Origin of the sequence: Psychroflexus gondwanensis ACAM 44, assembly GCF_000355905.1 — a bacterium.
Taxonomy (GTDB): Bacteria; Bacteroidota; Bacteroidia; order Flavobacteriales; family Flavobacteriaceae; genus Psychroflexus; species Psychroflexus gondwanensis.
This window is the reverse complement of sequence record NZ_APLF01000016.1, coordinates 1-17360: the sequence shown is the minus strand read 5'-3', so window position 1 is coordinate 17360 and position 17360 is coordinate 1. Positions and strand designations below refer to the sequence as shown.

Sequence of the window (17360 nt, the reverse complement as noted above, 5' to 3'; positions counted from 1 at the left end):
ACCTAAAATGCTGGGGTTTTCTCTACTTCACTTGATTTATAGCTTGACCTCTTCAAGACTTTCCTCTTCTTTCTTTTCGTAGTTAAAAATATAATCAATATCCAATTCTTTAACCGTACCTAGTTTACCAAGGGCTTCAAAATCTAAATCCTTTTTGTTGCCCATCACTGCTACATTATAGTCTTGTCCTTTAATGTTTTCGTTAAAGAACGTTTTCAGGTCATCAAATGTCATATTTTCAATGGTCTGGTACATCTCCTCTCGGTAATCATTGGTTATCCCTCTTTTCTTCAAACCTTCATAGGTCCAGAAAATATCTGACTTTGTAATGCGTTCAGCGGCAATCTGCTTTAAGGTAGCTTCTTTAGCTTGATTAAATTGTTCTTGCGCTTCTGGCATATCGTTCATCAATTCCATCATAGCATTTACGGCTTGTTCTAGCTTGTTGGCTTGTGTTCCAACATAGGCCATGGTGTAATCTGGTTCTCCTTCTTCCGAAGCCATACTATAACTGGCAAAGGCAGAGTAAGCCAAGGATTTGGATTCTCTAATCTCTTGAAAAACAATGGAGGATAAACCGCTTCCAAAGTAGGTGTTAAATAGTCTTGCAGCGGCCATTTTTTTATCATCAAATTCATCGCCTTTAGATAGCAATAAGATTTCGCTTTGCACCATATCATAGTCCACAAAATATACATTACCCCCAGTATCTACATTTTGGTATTCCATTTTTTCAGGATAATCCATCAGAGTTTCAGGAACCGCATGGTGTTTGTCTAAGGAAGCAACAGCAGCGTCAACATCGTTTCCATAATAAAATATGCGCTGTTTGTACGCCCGCATTTCTTTTATTTTAGCTACCAGCTCAGCAGGTTTAAACGCTTTTAATTCTTTTTCAGAATAGATATTTCTCAATCTAGAATCTTCACCATACTGTGCATAGTTCATCATTCCATTATAAAATATATTTCCTTTTTGAGTTTTACCATCTTGTCTTTGTTTCAGAATGCTTTCTACATATTTATCATAGCTTTCCTGATCGGGCTGTGCATTGTCCCAAAGGTTTTCTAATAGGGCTAAACCTGCATCAAGATTTTCTTTTAAGCCAGAAATACTCATGTATGTTTTATCATTCGATGAAAAGATATTATAGCTTATCCCAATTTTATAAAATTCTTGTTTTAGCTCTTCTGGTGTGTATTTATCTGTCCCTAGATAGTCTAAATATCCCGCAGCAAGCGACACCATTCTGTCGTGATCTTGTCCCATATCGAAAATGATATTCAAATTAAAAATATCATTGTTTGGGTTTTTAATGTAGGAAACTTCAATATTGTTATCGGTTTCCGTAGCCTTAATAGCCGTTTTATAGTCTATATATTGTGGCTCTAAACTTGGAGATCCAACCTTATTGAACTCCTTCAAAAAAGCAGATTCTTTATCTCGGTTTAGTTCAATTGGAGTAATGCCAGGGTTTTCAACTTTTACTATAGAAGAATCTTCTCCTTTTAACTTATGTATTTCTACATAATTGTTTCCGTAAAATTCGTTGGCAAACTTCACGATATCTTCTTTGCTGATTTCTTTCATTCTGTCTAGCATTTCCAATCTGCTATTCCAATCTTGAAAGCCAATAAATGCGTCCAAATAAGCGTAAGCTGTAGAAGAAGCATCTTCATATTGTCTGATCTGTGATAATCTTAAGTCGTTAACAACAGCATCGAGAAGCCAATCTTCGAATTCGCCTTTCTTAATTTTTTCTACTTGCTCAAGGAGTAAATCTTTGACTTCATCCAAACTTTGATTTTCTTTTGGGCTTCCATAAAGTAAATGGAATCCATAGTCATTGTCGAAATTGGTGAAGGAAGAGGCGTTTTGTACGACTTGCTTCTGATTTAAATTCAAATCGATAAGCCCAGCTTGAGAATTGGCTAACATATAATCTACAAGTGTAAGTAAAACCTCTTGCTCAGAGCCTTTACCTTCAGATCTGAAGGCTAAATAAATAGACTCCGATGTGGGGCCATAGACTTCTTTTTTCACGGGTTCGGTGATGGGATCCAATTCTGGAAATGTAGGATGAGCTATTTCTTTACGTTCGTAATCGCCAAAAGCATCATTCACTTTTTGGATGGTAGCCTCAAAGTCTAAGTCTCCTACCAAAATCACCGCCATATTATTAGGGACGTAATACTTATCAAAATAAGCATTAATAGCTTCCATAGATGGATTTTTTAAGTGTTCAGAAATTCCAATTGTAGATTGAGTTCCGTAAGGATGTGTAGGAAAGAGTCCTTCTAGAGTGGCGAAGTATTGCTTTCTGCCGTCGTTATCTTGACCTCTGTTGAATTCTTCATAAACAGCTTCCAACTCGGTGTGAAACAAACGTAAAACCAATTTGCTAAAACGCTCGCTTTCTACGGTCAACCATTTTTCCAACTCATTAGATGGTATTTTGTTGACATAAACCGTTTGCTCGTTCGATGTAAAAGCATTGGTTCCCTCAGCGCCTAAAGAGTTAACCATTTTATCATATTCATTGGCTATTGCCAATTTTGAAGCTTCAAATGAAACGGAATCTATTTGTTTGTAGATCGCTTTTTTCTTTTCAGGATCTTGTTCGGTTTTATGGGCTTCGTACAAGTCAGAAATTTCTGTAAGCAATTTAGATTCAGCTTCATAATCTGAAGTGCCTATGTCGTCCGTTCCTTTAAAGACCATGTGTTCTAGGTAATGGGCAAGTCCAGTATTATCTGCGGGGTCGTAAGTAGATCCCGCTCTTACAGCTATTAAGGTTTGAATTTTGGGATCTTCTTCATTCTTTCCTAGGTATACCTTTAAACCATTATCTAAGGTGTAAAGTCTTAAGCCTGAAGGGTCATTTTCTGCCATTTCATAACTAAAACCATTGGCGTCTTCTTGCGTTGTAATTAAATAGCCTTCTTCTGTTGAATTTTGTGTACAACTACTCAAAAGGGCAAGGCTTAGGATAAAAACATACTGTTTAACATATTTCATAAGATGGGTTGTTAGGATTAATGCTATAAATATAGTTCGTATTCCACAAATAAATACTTTCCTTTTTGAATTTTTTTAAGGTTTAACCTTGTAGTCTATTGAATACGAGAGTCTAGTCTTATGTCATTGGTCATAAAGGTACTGTTCCCAAGGGATTCTTACCCCTTAATGAGATACACAAAGGGTACAGATAAAGTGCTACTCATGCTAGAACAAAAGAGCCACATAAATGCTTATCTCGTGCTTAAAGCTTTTACATTTTCTTTTAATTCTGTACTAAATTTTATGGTGTCTGTTTCTGGAAAAACATAAAACAGTTTTAAATCATTTTCAGAACATAGTCTTTTTTCGCTTATCACGCTCAAGGTTTTTTCCGAAAGTCTCAACTCCTCCAAAAAACGTTACAGACTCTTTATGGTGTTTTCCTTGATACTCAATGCCGATATTTAAATTTGGTATAAAGATGTCTTAATGTCGATGACCTAGCCACTTTGGATTTCGGTGGTGTATTACTTCATGTTAAGATCATGTCATATAAAGCCTAGTCGAGTAAAACGCTTATCGATAGAGTATTTGTTGGTTTTACTCATTTTTATTCTGTTTTATCAAACCCATCGTTTCAAGTGTCTTGTGCCAATAATAAAAAGAGGATTTATCAGGTTGTTTTTTTAATCGGTTTAAGAAATTCCAATCTTTATTTTCAATACTTAGTGCTTTTAAATCTTGTCCTTTGTAATATTCTATTGGCGATAATTCTTTGTGTAATAGTTTTGTTGCCAAATAAGCTATGCGAGCAGATGCAGGAATAGCATCATCTATTCTAAAATTGCCAACCATCAAAAAACCTGTGCCAAAAGCTCGAATACCTTTTTGTAATTCTGTAAAATTTGTTTTTTCATCAGGTGTACCTCCTCCTCTTTTTGCGAGAATCAGGCATGTATCTATAGTGTCTAGTAGTACTTTTTCAGGAGTTAAATCTAATGTTGCAGTTTTACGATACTCAATTTCTTGTATCGCAAAGACTTCAAAACTTTGAGATACAGTTTCAATGTTTTCTATTCGTTCGAAGAGTTTGCTTAAATCGAATAACTGTTTGCAAATCTCCATAGAGAATGCCTGTTGATTCCTTCCCTTAAAATAGGGTATGCCAACAGTGTTTGGCGCAAAAGCTGTAAGCTTATCTCCTGTAATTGCATCTACAGTTGGTAGTTTGATCTTTGTTTCTCCCCCCATTTCAACCCATTTGGTTTGAATAGGCTTTTCTATTATTTCTGGATAAATAGACTCTTCAATTAATACATCCAATAAAATAGTTCCAGAATATCTCCCTTTTGTTACGGAATCAAAGGCAAAAGAATAATGTGCTTTAGGAACACTTGGTATATAACTACGGTGTTTATCCAGTTCAAATGATTTGAAATTAGAAGAATCAATAACTTTGCTCAATATTTTTTCTAGGGTTTCTCTATCGGTATTGCAAATGATGTCAATATCAATGGAGAATCTATTATACTCTTCCAGTAGCAGCACCAAACTAGTCCCTCCTTTAAATACAAAATCAAGTCCGTTAGCTTTAATGCGTTCCAATAGGTGAAGTGCATAAATCATTTTTTCAAGAATAATCTTATCGATTCTTTTATGTTCTGTTTGTTTTTTGAAAGTAGTTAACCATTCTTCTGTAAAACAATGCTCTTTTATCATTCGATTATGTCTTTTACAAGATGATACATATGGTTGTTCATAAATTGCTTGATGTCTTGTTCCTGGTCTCTTCGTTTAGCGTAACTGAATAATTTGGTATAATTGAGCGTGTAATTTTTTAAAACATTTTCGTAAATGTGGATTAATTCAGCTCCCTGATAGAAATAGAATAGTTTTTTTTCTGTGAAAAGATCTACTAGTATTTTTTCAAGTAGGGGAGTGTATATTTCAAATTTCTTTTCCTTCCTTTTTGAAATTGGTGACCTTGTGATGAGTTTTTTTATAATAACAGGATTTTGACTTTCGGACATATAAAAATCAATGATTTTTTTATCAGGATTCAAATAGAAGTTAGATCGAAAAGTATCTTTTAGCTCGTGGTAGAGCGATTCTATAAAGTCTTTTTCAATTTCAATAACAATTAGTTTTTTACTTGATTGATGTTGTGAGAATTCGTTAATCCAATCGGTGTCCCACAGGCAATATTTTACTTCTCCAAATCTCTCTGAAATTACTTTGGCAAATTTCAAAAGCTCTCCAGAAATCTCAGGCTTATACTTGGGCTTGTATGAAATAGTATAATAACCTCTTTGAATAGATTTTATGATGTTCTTATTCTTAAGGTCATAAATCCTCCATCCTAAGGTGCCTTCTTTCAGGCTAGGTTCGAAATTTTTATAAAAGTCAAACAATTCTTCTCTCGAAAAAGAATTTCTATCCTTAAATTCTACAATGAGTTTATCTTCAATTATTTTAGCCATCTCAGATCAAATTTATACCAAATATATAAAAAATCGGCAAATATTTGATAACAAAAATACGCCAGTAAAAATAATAATTGGCAAATATTGGATATATATATGGAGGAAAAAAAATCTTTTGCTCTTAAAAGCTTTAATTTGCCTTGTTGTTAACAGAAGCCATGTTAAGAATTCAGATCATGTCATATAAAGCCTAGTCGAATAAAACTTTAGTACGTAGTCTGTTTATTGCATAGTACAGACCTCAAACAGTTCTTAAAAACTGCCGAGTTCCTCCTTTTCTTACTAAAAATCACTAATTTTAATAGAAATCAAAAAAAGAGTTGTCTTATGAAAAAAATTATAGGTTTACTCATATTCTGCTTTACAGTTACTTTAATTGCACAGAGTACAAGCTCAGTAGACTCCTATACCTATAAAGAAGGAGATCGCAATGGCACTGGTAAATGGTATATGGGAAGAGAAATTGCTTATGTGATGGGTTTTCAAGGGATGAGCTGGCTAGAGCGTCCTGAACGCGAAAAGGAAGAGAACACGGCAAAATTGTTACAAAACATGAATATCACCTCCGGGGATGTTATTGCAGATATTGGAGCAGGGTCGGGATATCATGTGTTTAAAATGTCTTCAATAGCCAAAGATGTATTCGTTTACGCGGTCGATATTCAAGATGAAATGCTAGCAGAAATGAACGAACGGATTACCGATAACAAGATCGATAATGTGACGCTTGTTAAAGGAGGTGAAAAGAGTGTCAATTTACCTGAAAATTCGGTTGATAAAATACTTATGGTAGATGTCTACCACGAGTTTAGTTACCCAATAGAAATGCTAGCTTCCATAAAAAATGCCTTGCGATCAGATGGTAAAATTTATTTAATCGAGTATAGGGCCGAAGATCCCCGTGTACCTATTAAAGAGGTTCATAAAATGAGCGAAAAGCAGGCGGTTAAGGAATTTGAAGCTGCAGGTTTTAAGTTAGAAAAAAATAAAGGAAATCTTCCGTGGCAACATTGTATGGTATTCGTGAAGTCATAAACTTCTCAGGCTAGATTTGCTTGGTGTTTCTCAATAAAAAATCCGGTGCTTACACCTTACATTAAGGTGAATCTATCACAATGTTTTAATCTCTATTGGGTTTAATTCCCCGAGACTTGCCTCGTGTTTTGATGAAGTTTTGAAAACGGATGCTTTGCATCAAAAATAATTACCGTAACTAATGCTATGCTAATTATTTTTAACTTCAATCAATCAAAAAACCTGTGCTGAGCTACGTCGTATTATAATTCAATTTATTCATACGACATTATAAATTTAATTTGGTTTTACTTTAAGTTGAATCTATCACAATGTTTTAATCTCTATTGGGTTTAATTCCCCGAGACTTGCCTCGTGTTTTGATGAAGGTTTGAAAACGGATGGTTTTCATCAATCAAAAAAAAGCCCTCTGAATGCCTCGTGGGATTGCCCCGAGGACTCTTCTATTTATTTTTTAATGCTTACAAATGTCTATCGTATTTTTTATAAGGTCAATGTTCATTTTGAGTTTCGAAACCGTAAAGCTTCAAAAACTCGTTATATTCCTGCTGAAAGCTTTTCTTTTGATGGTGATGTTTTTGATGTATTGATAAACTTTTTCAACAACAGATTCTGAAACGGAATAAGAAGCAAATCCTGTTTGCCAGGCAAATTTTTCTGAAATCAAATTATTTTGATTGATCCAATGTGAGCTACTCCCCTTGATTTGTTTAATTAGTTCTGAAATCGATTTTTGAGAATTTAATAAAAATAAGCAATGAATGTGGTCTGGCATCCCATTAATGAGCCTAGCTGGACAGCCTTTTTCACGCAACTGTTCTGAAATAAATGGATAAACCTTTTGCTCTATTGAACTTGAAATTAACGGTATTCTTCCTTTCGTTGACCATATGGCATGTATCCATATTTTATTGTATGAGTGTGGCATATTAGTTAATTTTAAAACCGTTAAAACGGTTATGCTTTCCTTGCATTCTTTCAGCCCACGGTTTAAACCGTGGGTTATATATTTTGAAAATATGGATTTAATGGTTTTAACCATTTTATATCCTATCCTAAAAATACATCTTTTTTTAAAAGCCCACGGTTTAAACCCTGGGCTATGTGTAGGCCCGAAATTGTACCTCATAAACGCTTATTCACTTTTTTTTCATAACTTTATTGGTAATGTTTGATCAGTTTTGACACAATAATTTAATGAGAATGCTATGAAAAATAATGATAACCCAGAAGATTCAGGTAAATGTCCATTTCGAGGTACTCGAATAGGTGGAGCAGCTGGAACTCCTCCTCAGATTGATGACTGGTGGCCCAACCGCCTACAAGTGGAGTTGCTGCACCAAGACCAGCCTGCAGCCAATCCCATGAGTGACGAGAACTATAAAGAAGCTTTTAATAAAATTGATTTTCAGCAATTGAAACAAGATATTAAGGCTTTACTAGTAGATTCAAAAGAATGGTGGCCGGCAGATTATAAAAATTACGGTCCGCAAATGGTTCGTATGACGTGGCACGCAGCTGGGACGTATCGTATCGCCGATGGTCGAGGTGGTGCAGGACAAGCTATGCAGCGTTTTGCCCCTATTAATTCCTGGTGGGACAATGGGAATACTGATAAATCACGTCGATTGCTGTGGCCTATTAAACAGAAATATGGGGCAGCACTTTCGTGGGCAGACCTCATGGTTTTGACTGGTAATTGCGCCTTAGAAATAATGAATTTCCCTACCTATGGTTTTGGAGGTGGACGTCGTGATGCTTGGGAACCAGACCGCAGTACCTACTGGGGGCCAGAATTCTGGGATGGCAAACCCTTCAAGGAATCAAAAGTTGGAGAATACTCCGACGGTCATCCCGATAAAATGGTGACCCAAACGCTCCGCTGGAAAGGTGAACCATCGGACGAGAATCGAGATCTTGAGAATCCGCTTGGTGCTACCCATCAGGCATTAATTTATGTAAATCCAGAAGGTCCTGGAGGGAATGGAAAACCCTTGGATTCTGCGCGAGCAATTCGGGAATCCTTTAAGCGTATGGCGATGGATGATGAAGAAACGGTAGCTTTAATTGCGGGTGGACATGCCTTCGGGAAGAGTCACGGTATGGTGACTGCCGATAAGATAGGCCCAGCACCAGAAGCAGCACCCCTTCAGGCCATGGGTATGGGCTGGCAGAACCCAGAAGGTACGGGATTTGGCCAGTACACAATGACCAATGGGATTGAGGGGTCATGGACACCCAATCCTACTCAATGGGACAATGACTACTTGATTAACCTGTTTAAATTTGAATGGAAGAATAAAGAAAGTCTTGCTGGAGCCATCCAATGGACTCCAGTAGATTCTAATGCTCCAAAAACTCCAGACGCACATCGAGAAGGAATGATGGACGATTTGATGATGATGACGTCTGATATCGCTTTAAAGGCAGATCCAGAATATCGTAAAGTATGTGAGAAATTCTTAAATGACTTTGATTATTTCACAGTAGCCTTTTCAAAAGCTTGGTACAAATTAACGCATAGAGATATGGGGCCAAAAGATCGCTATTTGGGTCCTGAAGTACCAAAAGAGGATTTGTTGTGGCAAGATCCAGTTCCAGCTTGTCATCATGAATTGGTGAACGATACTGATATAGCCGTTTTGAAAAACCAGATTTTAAGCAGTGGTTTAAGCGTATCCGCTTTAGTATCTGCAGCATGGTCCTCAGCAGCCGTGTATCGCCATTCCGATAAAAGAGGGGGTGCTAATGGAGCGCGTATAGCTCTGGAACCTCAGAACAATTGGGAAATGAATCGACCTTCTGAGCTTAATAAGGTGCTTAACACGCTTAGAACAATTCAAAGTGATTTCAATGCTAGTCAATCTGGTAATAAGGAAGTTTCTCTAGCCGATTTAGTGGTTCTAGGGGGTTGTGCTGCTATTGAAAAGGCAGCTAAAGATGCGGGTACCCCCATTTCAGTGCCATTCACTCCAGGCCGTACGGACACAACTCAAGAACTCACCGATGTAGAAAGTTTCGATTGGTTGAAGCCTGTTTCAGACGGATTCAAAAACTACCACAATGATAAAATAGGATACAATGTACCCTCAGAACGTATATTTTTGGACCGTGCCCAATTATTGACATTGAATGCACCAGAATGGACGGTTTTGGTAGGCGGCCTGCGGGTATTGGACCAAAATTACGATTATGCCAAACACGGAGTATTTACCCAACGCCCTGGTGAACTGTCTAACGATTTCTTTCGGGTGCTCACCAGTATGGACTATGAGTGGGTTCCCCAAGGTGAAAACGAAATGCTGTTCAATGTCAACGACCGTAAAAGTGGAGCTACAAAATACACGGCTACCCGCTGCGATTTAATTTTTGGTTCCAATGCTCAGCTGCGTAACGTCGCTGAAGTTTATGGCGCTGATGATGGGCAAGAGCGATTTGTAAAAGATTTCGTTGCAGCCTGGGACAAAGTAATGATGCTGGACCGTTACGACGTTAAGGACGATTAAAATATCTAAAAAAGAAAGCCATGTAAATGATAGCTATCAATCGAGCTTCAGACAATAGTTAGACACAAGATTATCGACAGGAGCTAATGATTTTTAACAATTAAAAACATTCAAAATGAAAAGATTAGAAAATAAGGTAGCTATTATAACAGGTGGATCAGGAGAAATAGGATTTACAACTGCAAAAAACTTGGTCATTGAAGGAGCTAAGGTTTTGCTGGTCGACATAGATGAGGATAGCCTTAAGGAAAAAGAAAAAGAGGCCAAAGAAAACAACTATGATATGTCCTACGTCGTTGCAGATGTAACAAATCCCGAAGATGTAGAAAGATACGTTAAAACTGCAATTGACCGGTATGGTAAAATTGATTTGTTCTTTAATAATGCAGGAATTGAAGGGGTTGTAAAACCTATTCATGAATATCCTGTAGATGTGTTTGACAAAGTGATTGCGGTGAATATAAAGGGTATTTTTCTGGGGATGAAATATGTCATTCCAAAAATTGAAGATGGGGGGAGCATTGTCATTACATCCTCTGTTGCAGGCTTAACAGGTACGGCAGGTATGGTGGCTTACAATACTACCAAGCATGCCAATATAGGAATTATGCGTGTTGCTGCTAAAGAATTAGGAGATCGAAAAGTACGAGTAAATACTGTACATCCTGGTGTAGTGGATAGTCGGATGATGAGATCTCTTGAAGATGGAATAAATCCAGGAAAAGGGGATGAAGTGAAAGATCAATTTGTAAAAATGATTCCTTTGGGCCGCTACGCAAAGCCAAAAGATGTGAGTGATATGGTTACATTTCTTTTTTCAGACGAAAGTAGGTATGTGCACGGAAGTCAATTTGTGGTTGATGGCGGGTTTACAGAGCAGTAACTATAATTTATGAATTAGACACTTGCAGAATCATGGATACATGTTAACCTAAAAACCACCAACACATGAGCTTAGCTACTAAGTGGAACGAGGTCAAATTATTCCTTTGCTCCACTTTTTTTTTAAAAAAAGAGGATGTAAAAATTACAGAAAAGCTATTGACTTTGAATCAAGAAAAGAGATAAAAAGGGTCAACCATTTTTAGGACGGGACACTTTACTCCACAAAAAAACCCTTGCTTATCGCAAAGGTTTTCCACTGTGTGGTCCCCCTTGGGGGTTCCTTCGATCCCGATGATTATCGGGACTCAGGATATACCGATTATTATCGGGACTCGTCCAAGATTTGCTTCGCTTTGCTCCACAAAAAAACCCTTGCTTATCGCAAAGGTTTTCCGCTGTGTGGTCCCACTTGGGGCTCCCTTCGATCCCGATGATTATCGGGGCTCAGGGTAAACTTCTCGTCCAAGATTTGCTTCGCTTTGCTCCACAAAAAAACCCTTGCTTATCGCAAAGGTTTTCCACTGTGTGGTCCCACTTGGACCAAGTTGTGAATATTTATGCAATCCTATGCAAAGTAATTATTTTTTAATAAAGTTTATAATACACTGAAAATAAGTAGTTTAAACTTGAATTTGATTTTATTTTCAATGCATATGATTGTATGTAATTTCAATTGATTAATTTCATCGTACAAAAATCGTACAAATATTCAAGCTTTGTACCTAATCAAAAAAGCCCATGGCAACTGTTAATTTCCTTTATAGATCAACTAAAGAAAATAGTAATTTAAAATTAAGATTCCTTTTTTCTGACGGTGCACCTAAAGTAATTGAAGTAAATTCTAAAATTTTCATCAGTAAGACTAACTGGATTAAAATCTCAAAAGGGAAGCGTCTTCGTGATGCTGAACTGCTTCGATTAAAAAATAAAATTGATCAATCAACTAACGATTTAAGCCAGTATGTAATTCATAATTTTCATCAAAGCTTTACAGGCGATATTAATAAAAAATGGTTGGAAAGTCAGATAAGTTCATACTACAAAGAAGTACACAGTGAAAATGAACAGGATTCATTTGAAAATCCGAAATTATTAAATGCTTGGATTCAAAATTACATTGATTTTAAGCAAGGCGAAATAAGGGAAAGTACACTTAGGAAGCAAAAGAGTATGAGAAATAACATCAATAGGTTTTTGGATTCTCAAACTTCACCAGTATATGTTAATAACGTTGATTTAAAATTCAAGAAACAATTTGAAAGTTTCTTTGATGATGAAAACTATGCTATAAATACTATCTCTAGGATGCTTAAATTCACCAAGACAGTATGTAAATATGCAGAATTAAACGGTAATAAGCTTAACACTCAATTTAACTCCATAAAAAATAGAAAGGAAAAAACACAAAGTTTTTATTTGACTTTAGAAGAGCAAAACGATATTGAAGATTTAGATCTTAAAGATGAGACTTTAGATATTGCTAGAGATTGGTTGTTGATTGCATGTAGCACAGGACAACGCTATTCAGATTTTTCTCGTTTTAATATTTCTATGATAAGAGATGTTAAAGGCAAGCGTATTTTAGAACTTGGTCAAAAGAAGGTATATGCAAAAATTGCAGTGGTGCTTAATGAGAGAGAACTCAAAATTTTAGAAAAATATGATGACCAATTTCCACCTGTTCTATTAGAACAAAAACTGAATAAATATTTTAAAATCTTAGGTAAAAGAGCCAAAATAGATGAAATGATTACTGGTAAAATTAAGATGAAAACTGAAAAAGGGCAAAGAGGCGTTGAAGGTACCTACCCTAAATATAAGTTTATAGGTACACACATTGGTCGATATTCATTTGCTAGTAATAATTATGGCAAAGTATCAACGGCTTATATTAAAAGTGTAACAGGACATACTACTGAAGCTGCACTGCTCGAATATATTGGCAAATCAAATTTAGACCTTGCATTAATGGCAGAGTTTTATTAATTAATATTTGGAATCTTAATCGCAGTTGTCTCCAAGCTACTTAAATACTGTTTTGCTACCACAAAATCTAGTAGACTTTATGATGATATTTATGTATTTAAGTTGATTAAATAAATAGAGAAAAATCAATTAAAAAAGCTCAAAGAATCAGTTTTGCGAATCTCCAAGTCTTGAACATAAGTGTTTCAAATTAAAGGAGAAAAGAGTTGTTTTTTACCTAAGTTCTTTGTTTTAAAATGTTTTTATAATTTTACTCTTTATCCTCTGTATCCTCTTTTTCGTAAAATGAAATTGACTTTAAAGGAATTTTCAAAAAAGCATTAGGTCTAACAGTTGGCTTATTATCAATAATTTCCATCATACCAACTGATAAATAGGTATTGTCTTTATTTGTATTTTTGTATTTTTCTAATATATTATGTCTTACAACTATATTTTCTTTTTCATAAAAGTCATCCGTATGTGGTTCGTATATTTTTAAATTAACCGTGTCCGAGTCAACCTCCACAATAATGAGTGAAAATCCTTCTCCTTCATAGTCTTGTAAATAATAAGTCACTCTCTTAACCTGTTCTTCTTCAAGAGATAAAAGATGTATTCGTTTTTGGTCATCATTTTCATTTGGAAACTCAATAGCATTTATAAATCTTATAAAATCAACAAAAAAAATTCTCTTTTCCTCTTTTGATAAATCGTTCATTGTGGTTTTTTATTATTTCAGTTTAATGTGTTCTCTTTTCGTGATACTTGGTTAATGTTTTACAACATTTTTGTAGTCGGGTTGACAAGGAGAATTTTACCCCAAGCCCATCACAGAATCGTGCTTGAAAGCAAACTCCACAAAGCTTTTCTAATTTGTAACAAATCAAGCTTTACTTAACGACAATACAGCTTTAATTTTTCAAAAGTTAGATGATATTTCTACTATTTTACTAGAGAACGGTACAAGATGATTATTGTTGATTTATCAATAATTTCTAAAAACTCTTTTACATTTTTTCCTTAGTTTTTCAAAAAATGTTTCCACTTATGTGTAAGTTTAGTTTTCTTGTTATTCAATTTTATAAAATTCTTTTTTTATATTGATTTTATTCAGCTTAATCTAAAATATCCAATGATAAGATAGGTTATAAATAGTAATAAAAAATATTTTTTAATTTTCGATTTATATTCTTTGTCTTTTGCATCTGCTTGTGTATAAGCTAAAATTAAAACTAATATACCTAAGCCTGAGCCGATTAACAATAACTCTGTAAACGTCGGAAAATACATATTTTTATATTTAATAAATTAATTAGAAAAGGGTTGTTTTTTACCTCAGTTCTTTGTTAGCCATTATTTATTTCCGTGTATGTGAAATTAAAAAATGGCTCAAATCCTATCTTTTCACAGACAATGTTTGATGCAACTTTTTTTTATCAGTCGTAACGAATACTTCTCCATTTTCTTCAACAAGAATTTTTGAACAAAAAGACATCATTAAAGCACCAAATCCGTTTCCGCGAAATTTGCTTTTGGTGAACAAAATTCCAATGTCTGGATTAAAAAAAGCACTAGCGAGCTACAGGATTATTTTTAGGTTTTGTTACTTTTTTATATGTGCAAATATATATCCAATCGAATTTAAATAAGATTGTGTTTAATATTTGGGTCAATAAAGTACTTACCATACTTGTATTTTCAAGTACGTTTGTGTTTGTGTTTTTATTCAACTTCAGATTCAACCTTTACAACATTTATCTCAGAAGTGTAACAAGTCAGTTTTTTTATGCTTTCATTAAAATCAGCAGATAGAAATTAATCTCATTTTCAATTTTTTTAAGATATTTTCAGTCATTCTGATTAATCACCTTTCTTATGCTTGTGTGGCTTTAGCGATGGAGTATTTCCAGGCGTATCCTTATTATCTCGTTGGCGTTTATCTGGTTTTCCAGTCGACTTAGCAATTTTTTTTGGACCTTTTTTAATTCCCATAATGTTTTATTTTAATTATGTGTCGTGATAATTCGAATTAATCTAATAATCGAAATTTTCTCTCAAATGTTTTAAAACCTATGAATAACACAACAAATTGTGTCATCCATATTTTATTTATAGTATAAACTTAGTGAATTTTTTATAGTCTTAAAAGTCTTGACATTAAAAACATGCTTTACCAAACTTACCTTCAATTTATCTTTTTTGACTCAGTAATTTTTAAAATACGGCTTGTTGGCTATTTCGGAGTAATGGTGCCACCTGTTTCGGTCAAATGATGCCACTTTGAAAGATCTTATAATTAAAATTTACTTTTATTCATTTTTTAATATAAACTGATAAGATTATTTATATCAGCCTATTTAGTACTTCCCTTAATTGGGGGTCCTCAATTACCTCATATTTGTTTCTCCTCATCTCCAAAAGCTTATTCTCAATTGCTTTAAATTCTGTTTTTCTATTCTTTGAGATATAGTTGATGATTTCATTTTGAAAAGCACTGCTATTTTGAGTTGATTCTATAACCTGTTTCTCGATAGTTTTATAAAAGCCAATGTGTTTTCCAGTTTTAATGCAGGTTAGACTTGTGAATAATCTAATATGATCCATCAGGACGTATATTAAACGAGGCTTAGCTAACTTTAATGTGTAGGAAGCAAACATTATGTATTGTAATTGTCTAGAATCCTTTCGGGCTTTAAATTGCTTTATAAATTTAAAATCATCCTCTTTTACTTGGTAACCGTTTATGAAAAGATGTGAAATTTCGTTTTGATAATCTAAATAGTTTCTACTAAGCTCTTCTAAGGGTAGGTTTAAAAAATGAGTAGTGAAGCAAACAAACAAAGTTTGATTAAGCTTTACTTCATTTACATCTACTCTTATTTTACTAAAATTTAAAAGATGAGAAACCAATTCTATATGACCTTTACTAATAAGATGAATTAAAGGGGTGTCCGTATCCAGAAATTGATTAAGATTAAAAAGGGAATTTAAATAGGCCTGTTCTTCTTCGTTAAAATTGAAGTTTTTTATAAAGCCATGATCATAGGGTTTATCTAGTAGTTTCAGTTTCAGATTATGGACATAACTCTCCACTATATATTTTCTCCATTTTATCAAAATTCGAACACGAGCTTTTTTATTATTTAATACTCAATTTGACAAGCGCAAACTAAATAAGAGGTTGTTTCTTATCAAAGCTTTTAATTCGTTTATACCTTATGGATTAAATTATTTTAGTTGACTTATGTAAGGCTTAAAAGCCTTTTCAAACTTAGGTAGATTCTCAATAAAAAACCTATCCATTTCATCCCATGTATCTTCATCAAAAACATTGACTTGGTCAATTTCGATTTTGATTCTGCTCATTTTTTTATCGGGTAATTCTTCCCATTCTAATTCTTTACCAAACTGACCTTCAATTTCTGTTTTATGACTCAGTAGTTTTTTGAAATATCGCTTGTTTTGCTCTTTACTGTATGAGCTTATCGTAAGCTCAATTCTTGCGTAGTTTTTAGAAATGACCATAGTAAAAGAAACACCAGCAGTTCCAGCTCCAGTACTTAACCAATGGTCTTTAGATGGATTTACGTTTTCAAAAAGAGGAGTGTTTTCTAATTTACCTAAAATCCCTTTCCAAAATTTTTGTCGAACAACATGCCTATTGCCCTTATAAGATGTAACATTATTATCGTCATATTTTATTACAAGTTCATCCTCTAAGTCATAAAGGCTAAGTAACTTCTTTAGGTAATTGAATTTTGATTTACTGTCAATATTAAACTCTATAAAATAACCGTTTGCAATTTCGTTGGGAGACCTAAAATCTTCCTCATTCTTAGTCATTTTAAGAATGTCTTGGTTCTCAATTAGCAACTTTGGATTTTTTTGAAATAAAGCTTTAACTACATAAAAATACATCATTGAAACAGCTGTTTCTTCGTATTTGGTGTCTTCAAAAATAAAATATTCTAACTTTTTACTAGTTGGACTCTCTGCTTCAAATATATTTATCTCTGATGCTGTTTCGTCTTCTTGAAGCTCTATATCTGGATATTCCCAGATTTTTAAGAAGCGGTTATAAATAAGCTCAAATCGCTTTTCATAATTTTCGATGGTCCACTCATCTATCGAGTTTAAAAATGAGTTTAACCACAGCCGACTAAATTGGTAACCCTGTTCACCTTCATTCTTATTCATACTCTTTTTAGCACTAAAAGTCCTATTGCTTAAAGCGGCATTATTACCAGACAAAGTCAAGTTTGTAATTGTGTTTAAGTGTCTTTCTTTAAACATGAAAAACTCTTCATTGTTTAACTGTTCCGACCATTCTGGATTAGGGTTTTGAGGGAATATATGTTCAATAGAAATATTTGAGTTTCCTGTGTCTACATATTCTTTATTGTTGAAGTTTTCAAGCAATTCAAAAAAGTAGTTTTTATTCTTTGTCTGGATATTATACAAATCTTTATCCTTCAGTGCTGTC

Annotated in this window: 12 protein-coding genes; 4 read left to right on the top strand and 8 right to left on the bottom strand. The window is 34.3% G+C overall.

Annotated features, from left to right (window positions below; all coding sequences use genetic code 11):
* Positions 1 to 36 precede the first annotated feature (36 nt).
* From PGOND44_RS12550 to PGOND44_RS12540, 3 genes are all read right to left on the bottom strand, one after another.
* On the bottom strand, positions 37 to 3018 hold the full coding sequence (locus tag PGOND44_RS12550) for a M16 family metallopeptidase (RefSeq protein WP_003442976.1): 2982 nt from the start codon (positions 3016 to 3018) through the stop codon (positions 37 to 39).
* Positions 3019 to 3600: 582 nt separating this feature from the next.
* Positions 3601 to 4719, bottom strand: a complete 1119-nt coding sequence (locus PGOND44_RS12545; protein WP_003442973.1) for a nucleotidyl transferase AbiEii/AbiGii toxin family protein — start codon at positions 4717 to 4719, stop codon at positions 3601 to 3603.
* Positions 4716 to 5480: a DUF6577 family protein gene (locus PGOND44_RS12540; protein ID WP_003442970.1), complete on the bottom strand. Its 765-nt coding sequence runs from the start codon at positions 5478 to 5480 to the stop codon at positions 4716 to 4718. The genes PGOND44_RS12545 and PGOND44_RS12540 overlap by 4 nt, the downstream gene beginning before the upstream one ends.
* Before the next feature lie 330 nt (positions 5481 to 5810).
* Between PGOND44_RS12540 and PGOND44_RS12535 the strand changes: the two genes are divergently transcribed.
* A complete protein-coding gene (locus PGOND44_RS12535; protein ID WP_003442968.1) occupies positions 5811 to 6518 on the top strand; it encodes a class I SAM-dependent methyltransferase in 708 nt (235 codons plus the stop codon).
* Between the two features lie 526 nt (positions 6519 to 7044).
* Here PGOND44_RS12535 and tnpA read toward each other — a convergent pair.
* Positions 7045 to 7446 carry an IS200/IS605 family transposase gene (gene tnpA, locus PGOND44_RS12530; protein ID WP_223810290.1) on the bottom strand — a complete coding sequence of 134 codons (402 nt, stop codon included), beginning with the start codon at positions 7444 to 7446 and terminating at the stop codon, positions 7045 to 7047.
* A gap of 280 nt (positions 7447 to 7726) precedes the next feature.
* Between tnpA and katG the strand changes: the two genes are divergently transcribed.
* From katG to PGOND44_RS12515, 3 genes are all read left to right on the top strand, one after another.
* Complete coding sequence (gene katG, locus PGOND44_RS12525) at positions 7727 to 10024, top strand: catalase/peroxidase HPI (protein WP_003442963.1); 2298 nt, start codon at positions 7727 to 7729, stop codon at positions 10022 to 10024.
* 115 nt (positions 10025 to 10139) lie between these two features.
* Positions 10140 to 10907: an SDR family NAD(P)-dependent oxidoreductase gene (locus PGOND44_RS12520; RefSeq protein ID WP_003442962.1), complete on the top strand. Its 768-nt coding sequence runs from the start codon at positions 10140 to 10142 to the stop codon at positions 10905 to 10907.
* Between the two features lie 740 nt (positions 10908 to 11647).
* Positions 11648 to 12895 (top strand): phage integrase SAM-like domain-containing protein, encoded by a 1248-nt coding sequence (locus PGOND44_RS12515; protein ID WP_003442960.1) that lies wholly within the window; start codon positions 11648 to 11650, stop codon positions 12893 to 12895.
* Positions 12896 to 13145: 250 nt separating this feature from the next.
* Here the strand turns inward: PGOND44_RS12515 and PGOND44_RS12510 are convergent, their stop codons facing one another.
* From PGOND44_RS12510 to PGOND44_RS12495, 4 genes are all read right to left on the bottom strand, one after another.
* A complete protein-coding gene (locus PGOND44_RS12510) occupies positions 13146 to 13595 on the bottom strand; it encodes a hypothetical protein (protein WP_003442947.1) in 450 nt (149 codons plus the stop codon).
* A 1142-nt stretch (positions 13596 to 14737) separates the two neighbouring features.
* Positions 14738 to 14869 carry a hypothetical protein gene (locus PGOND44_RS16015; protein WP_003442946.1) on the bottom strand — a complete coding sequence of 44 codons (132 nt, stop codon included), beginning with the start codon at positions 14867 to 14869 and terminating at the stop codon, positions 14738 to 14740.
* 351 nt (positions 14870 to 15220) lie between these two features.
* Positions 15221 to 15970, bottom strand: a complete 750-nt coding sequence (locus PGOND44_RS12500; RefSeq protein ID WP_236611997.1) for a DUF7829 domain-containing protein — start codon at positions 15968 to 15970, stop codon at positions 15221 to 15223.
* 135 nt (positions 15971 to 16105) lie between these two features.
* Positions 16106 to 17360: DUF4268 domain-containing protein (locus PGOND44_RS12495; RefSeq protein ID WP_003442941.1), on the bottom strand; the 1255-nt coding region annotated here is incomplete at its 5' end.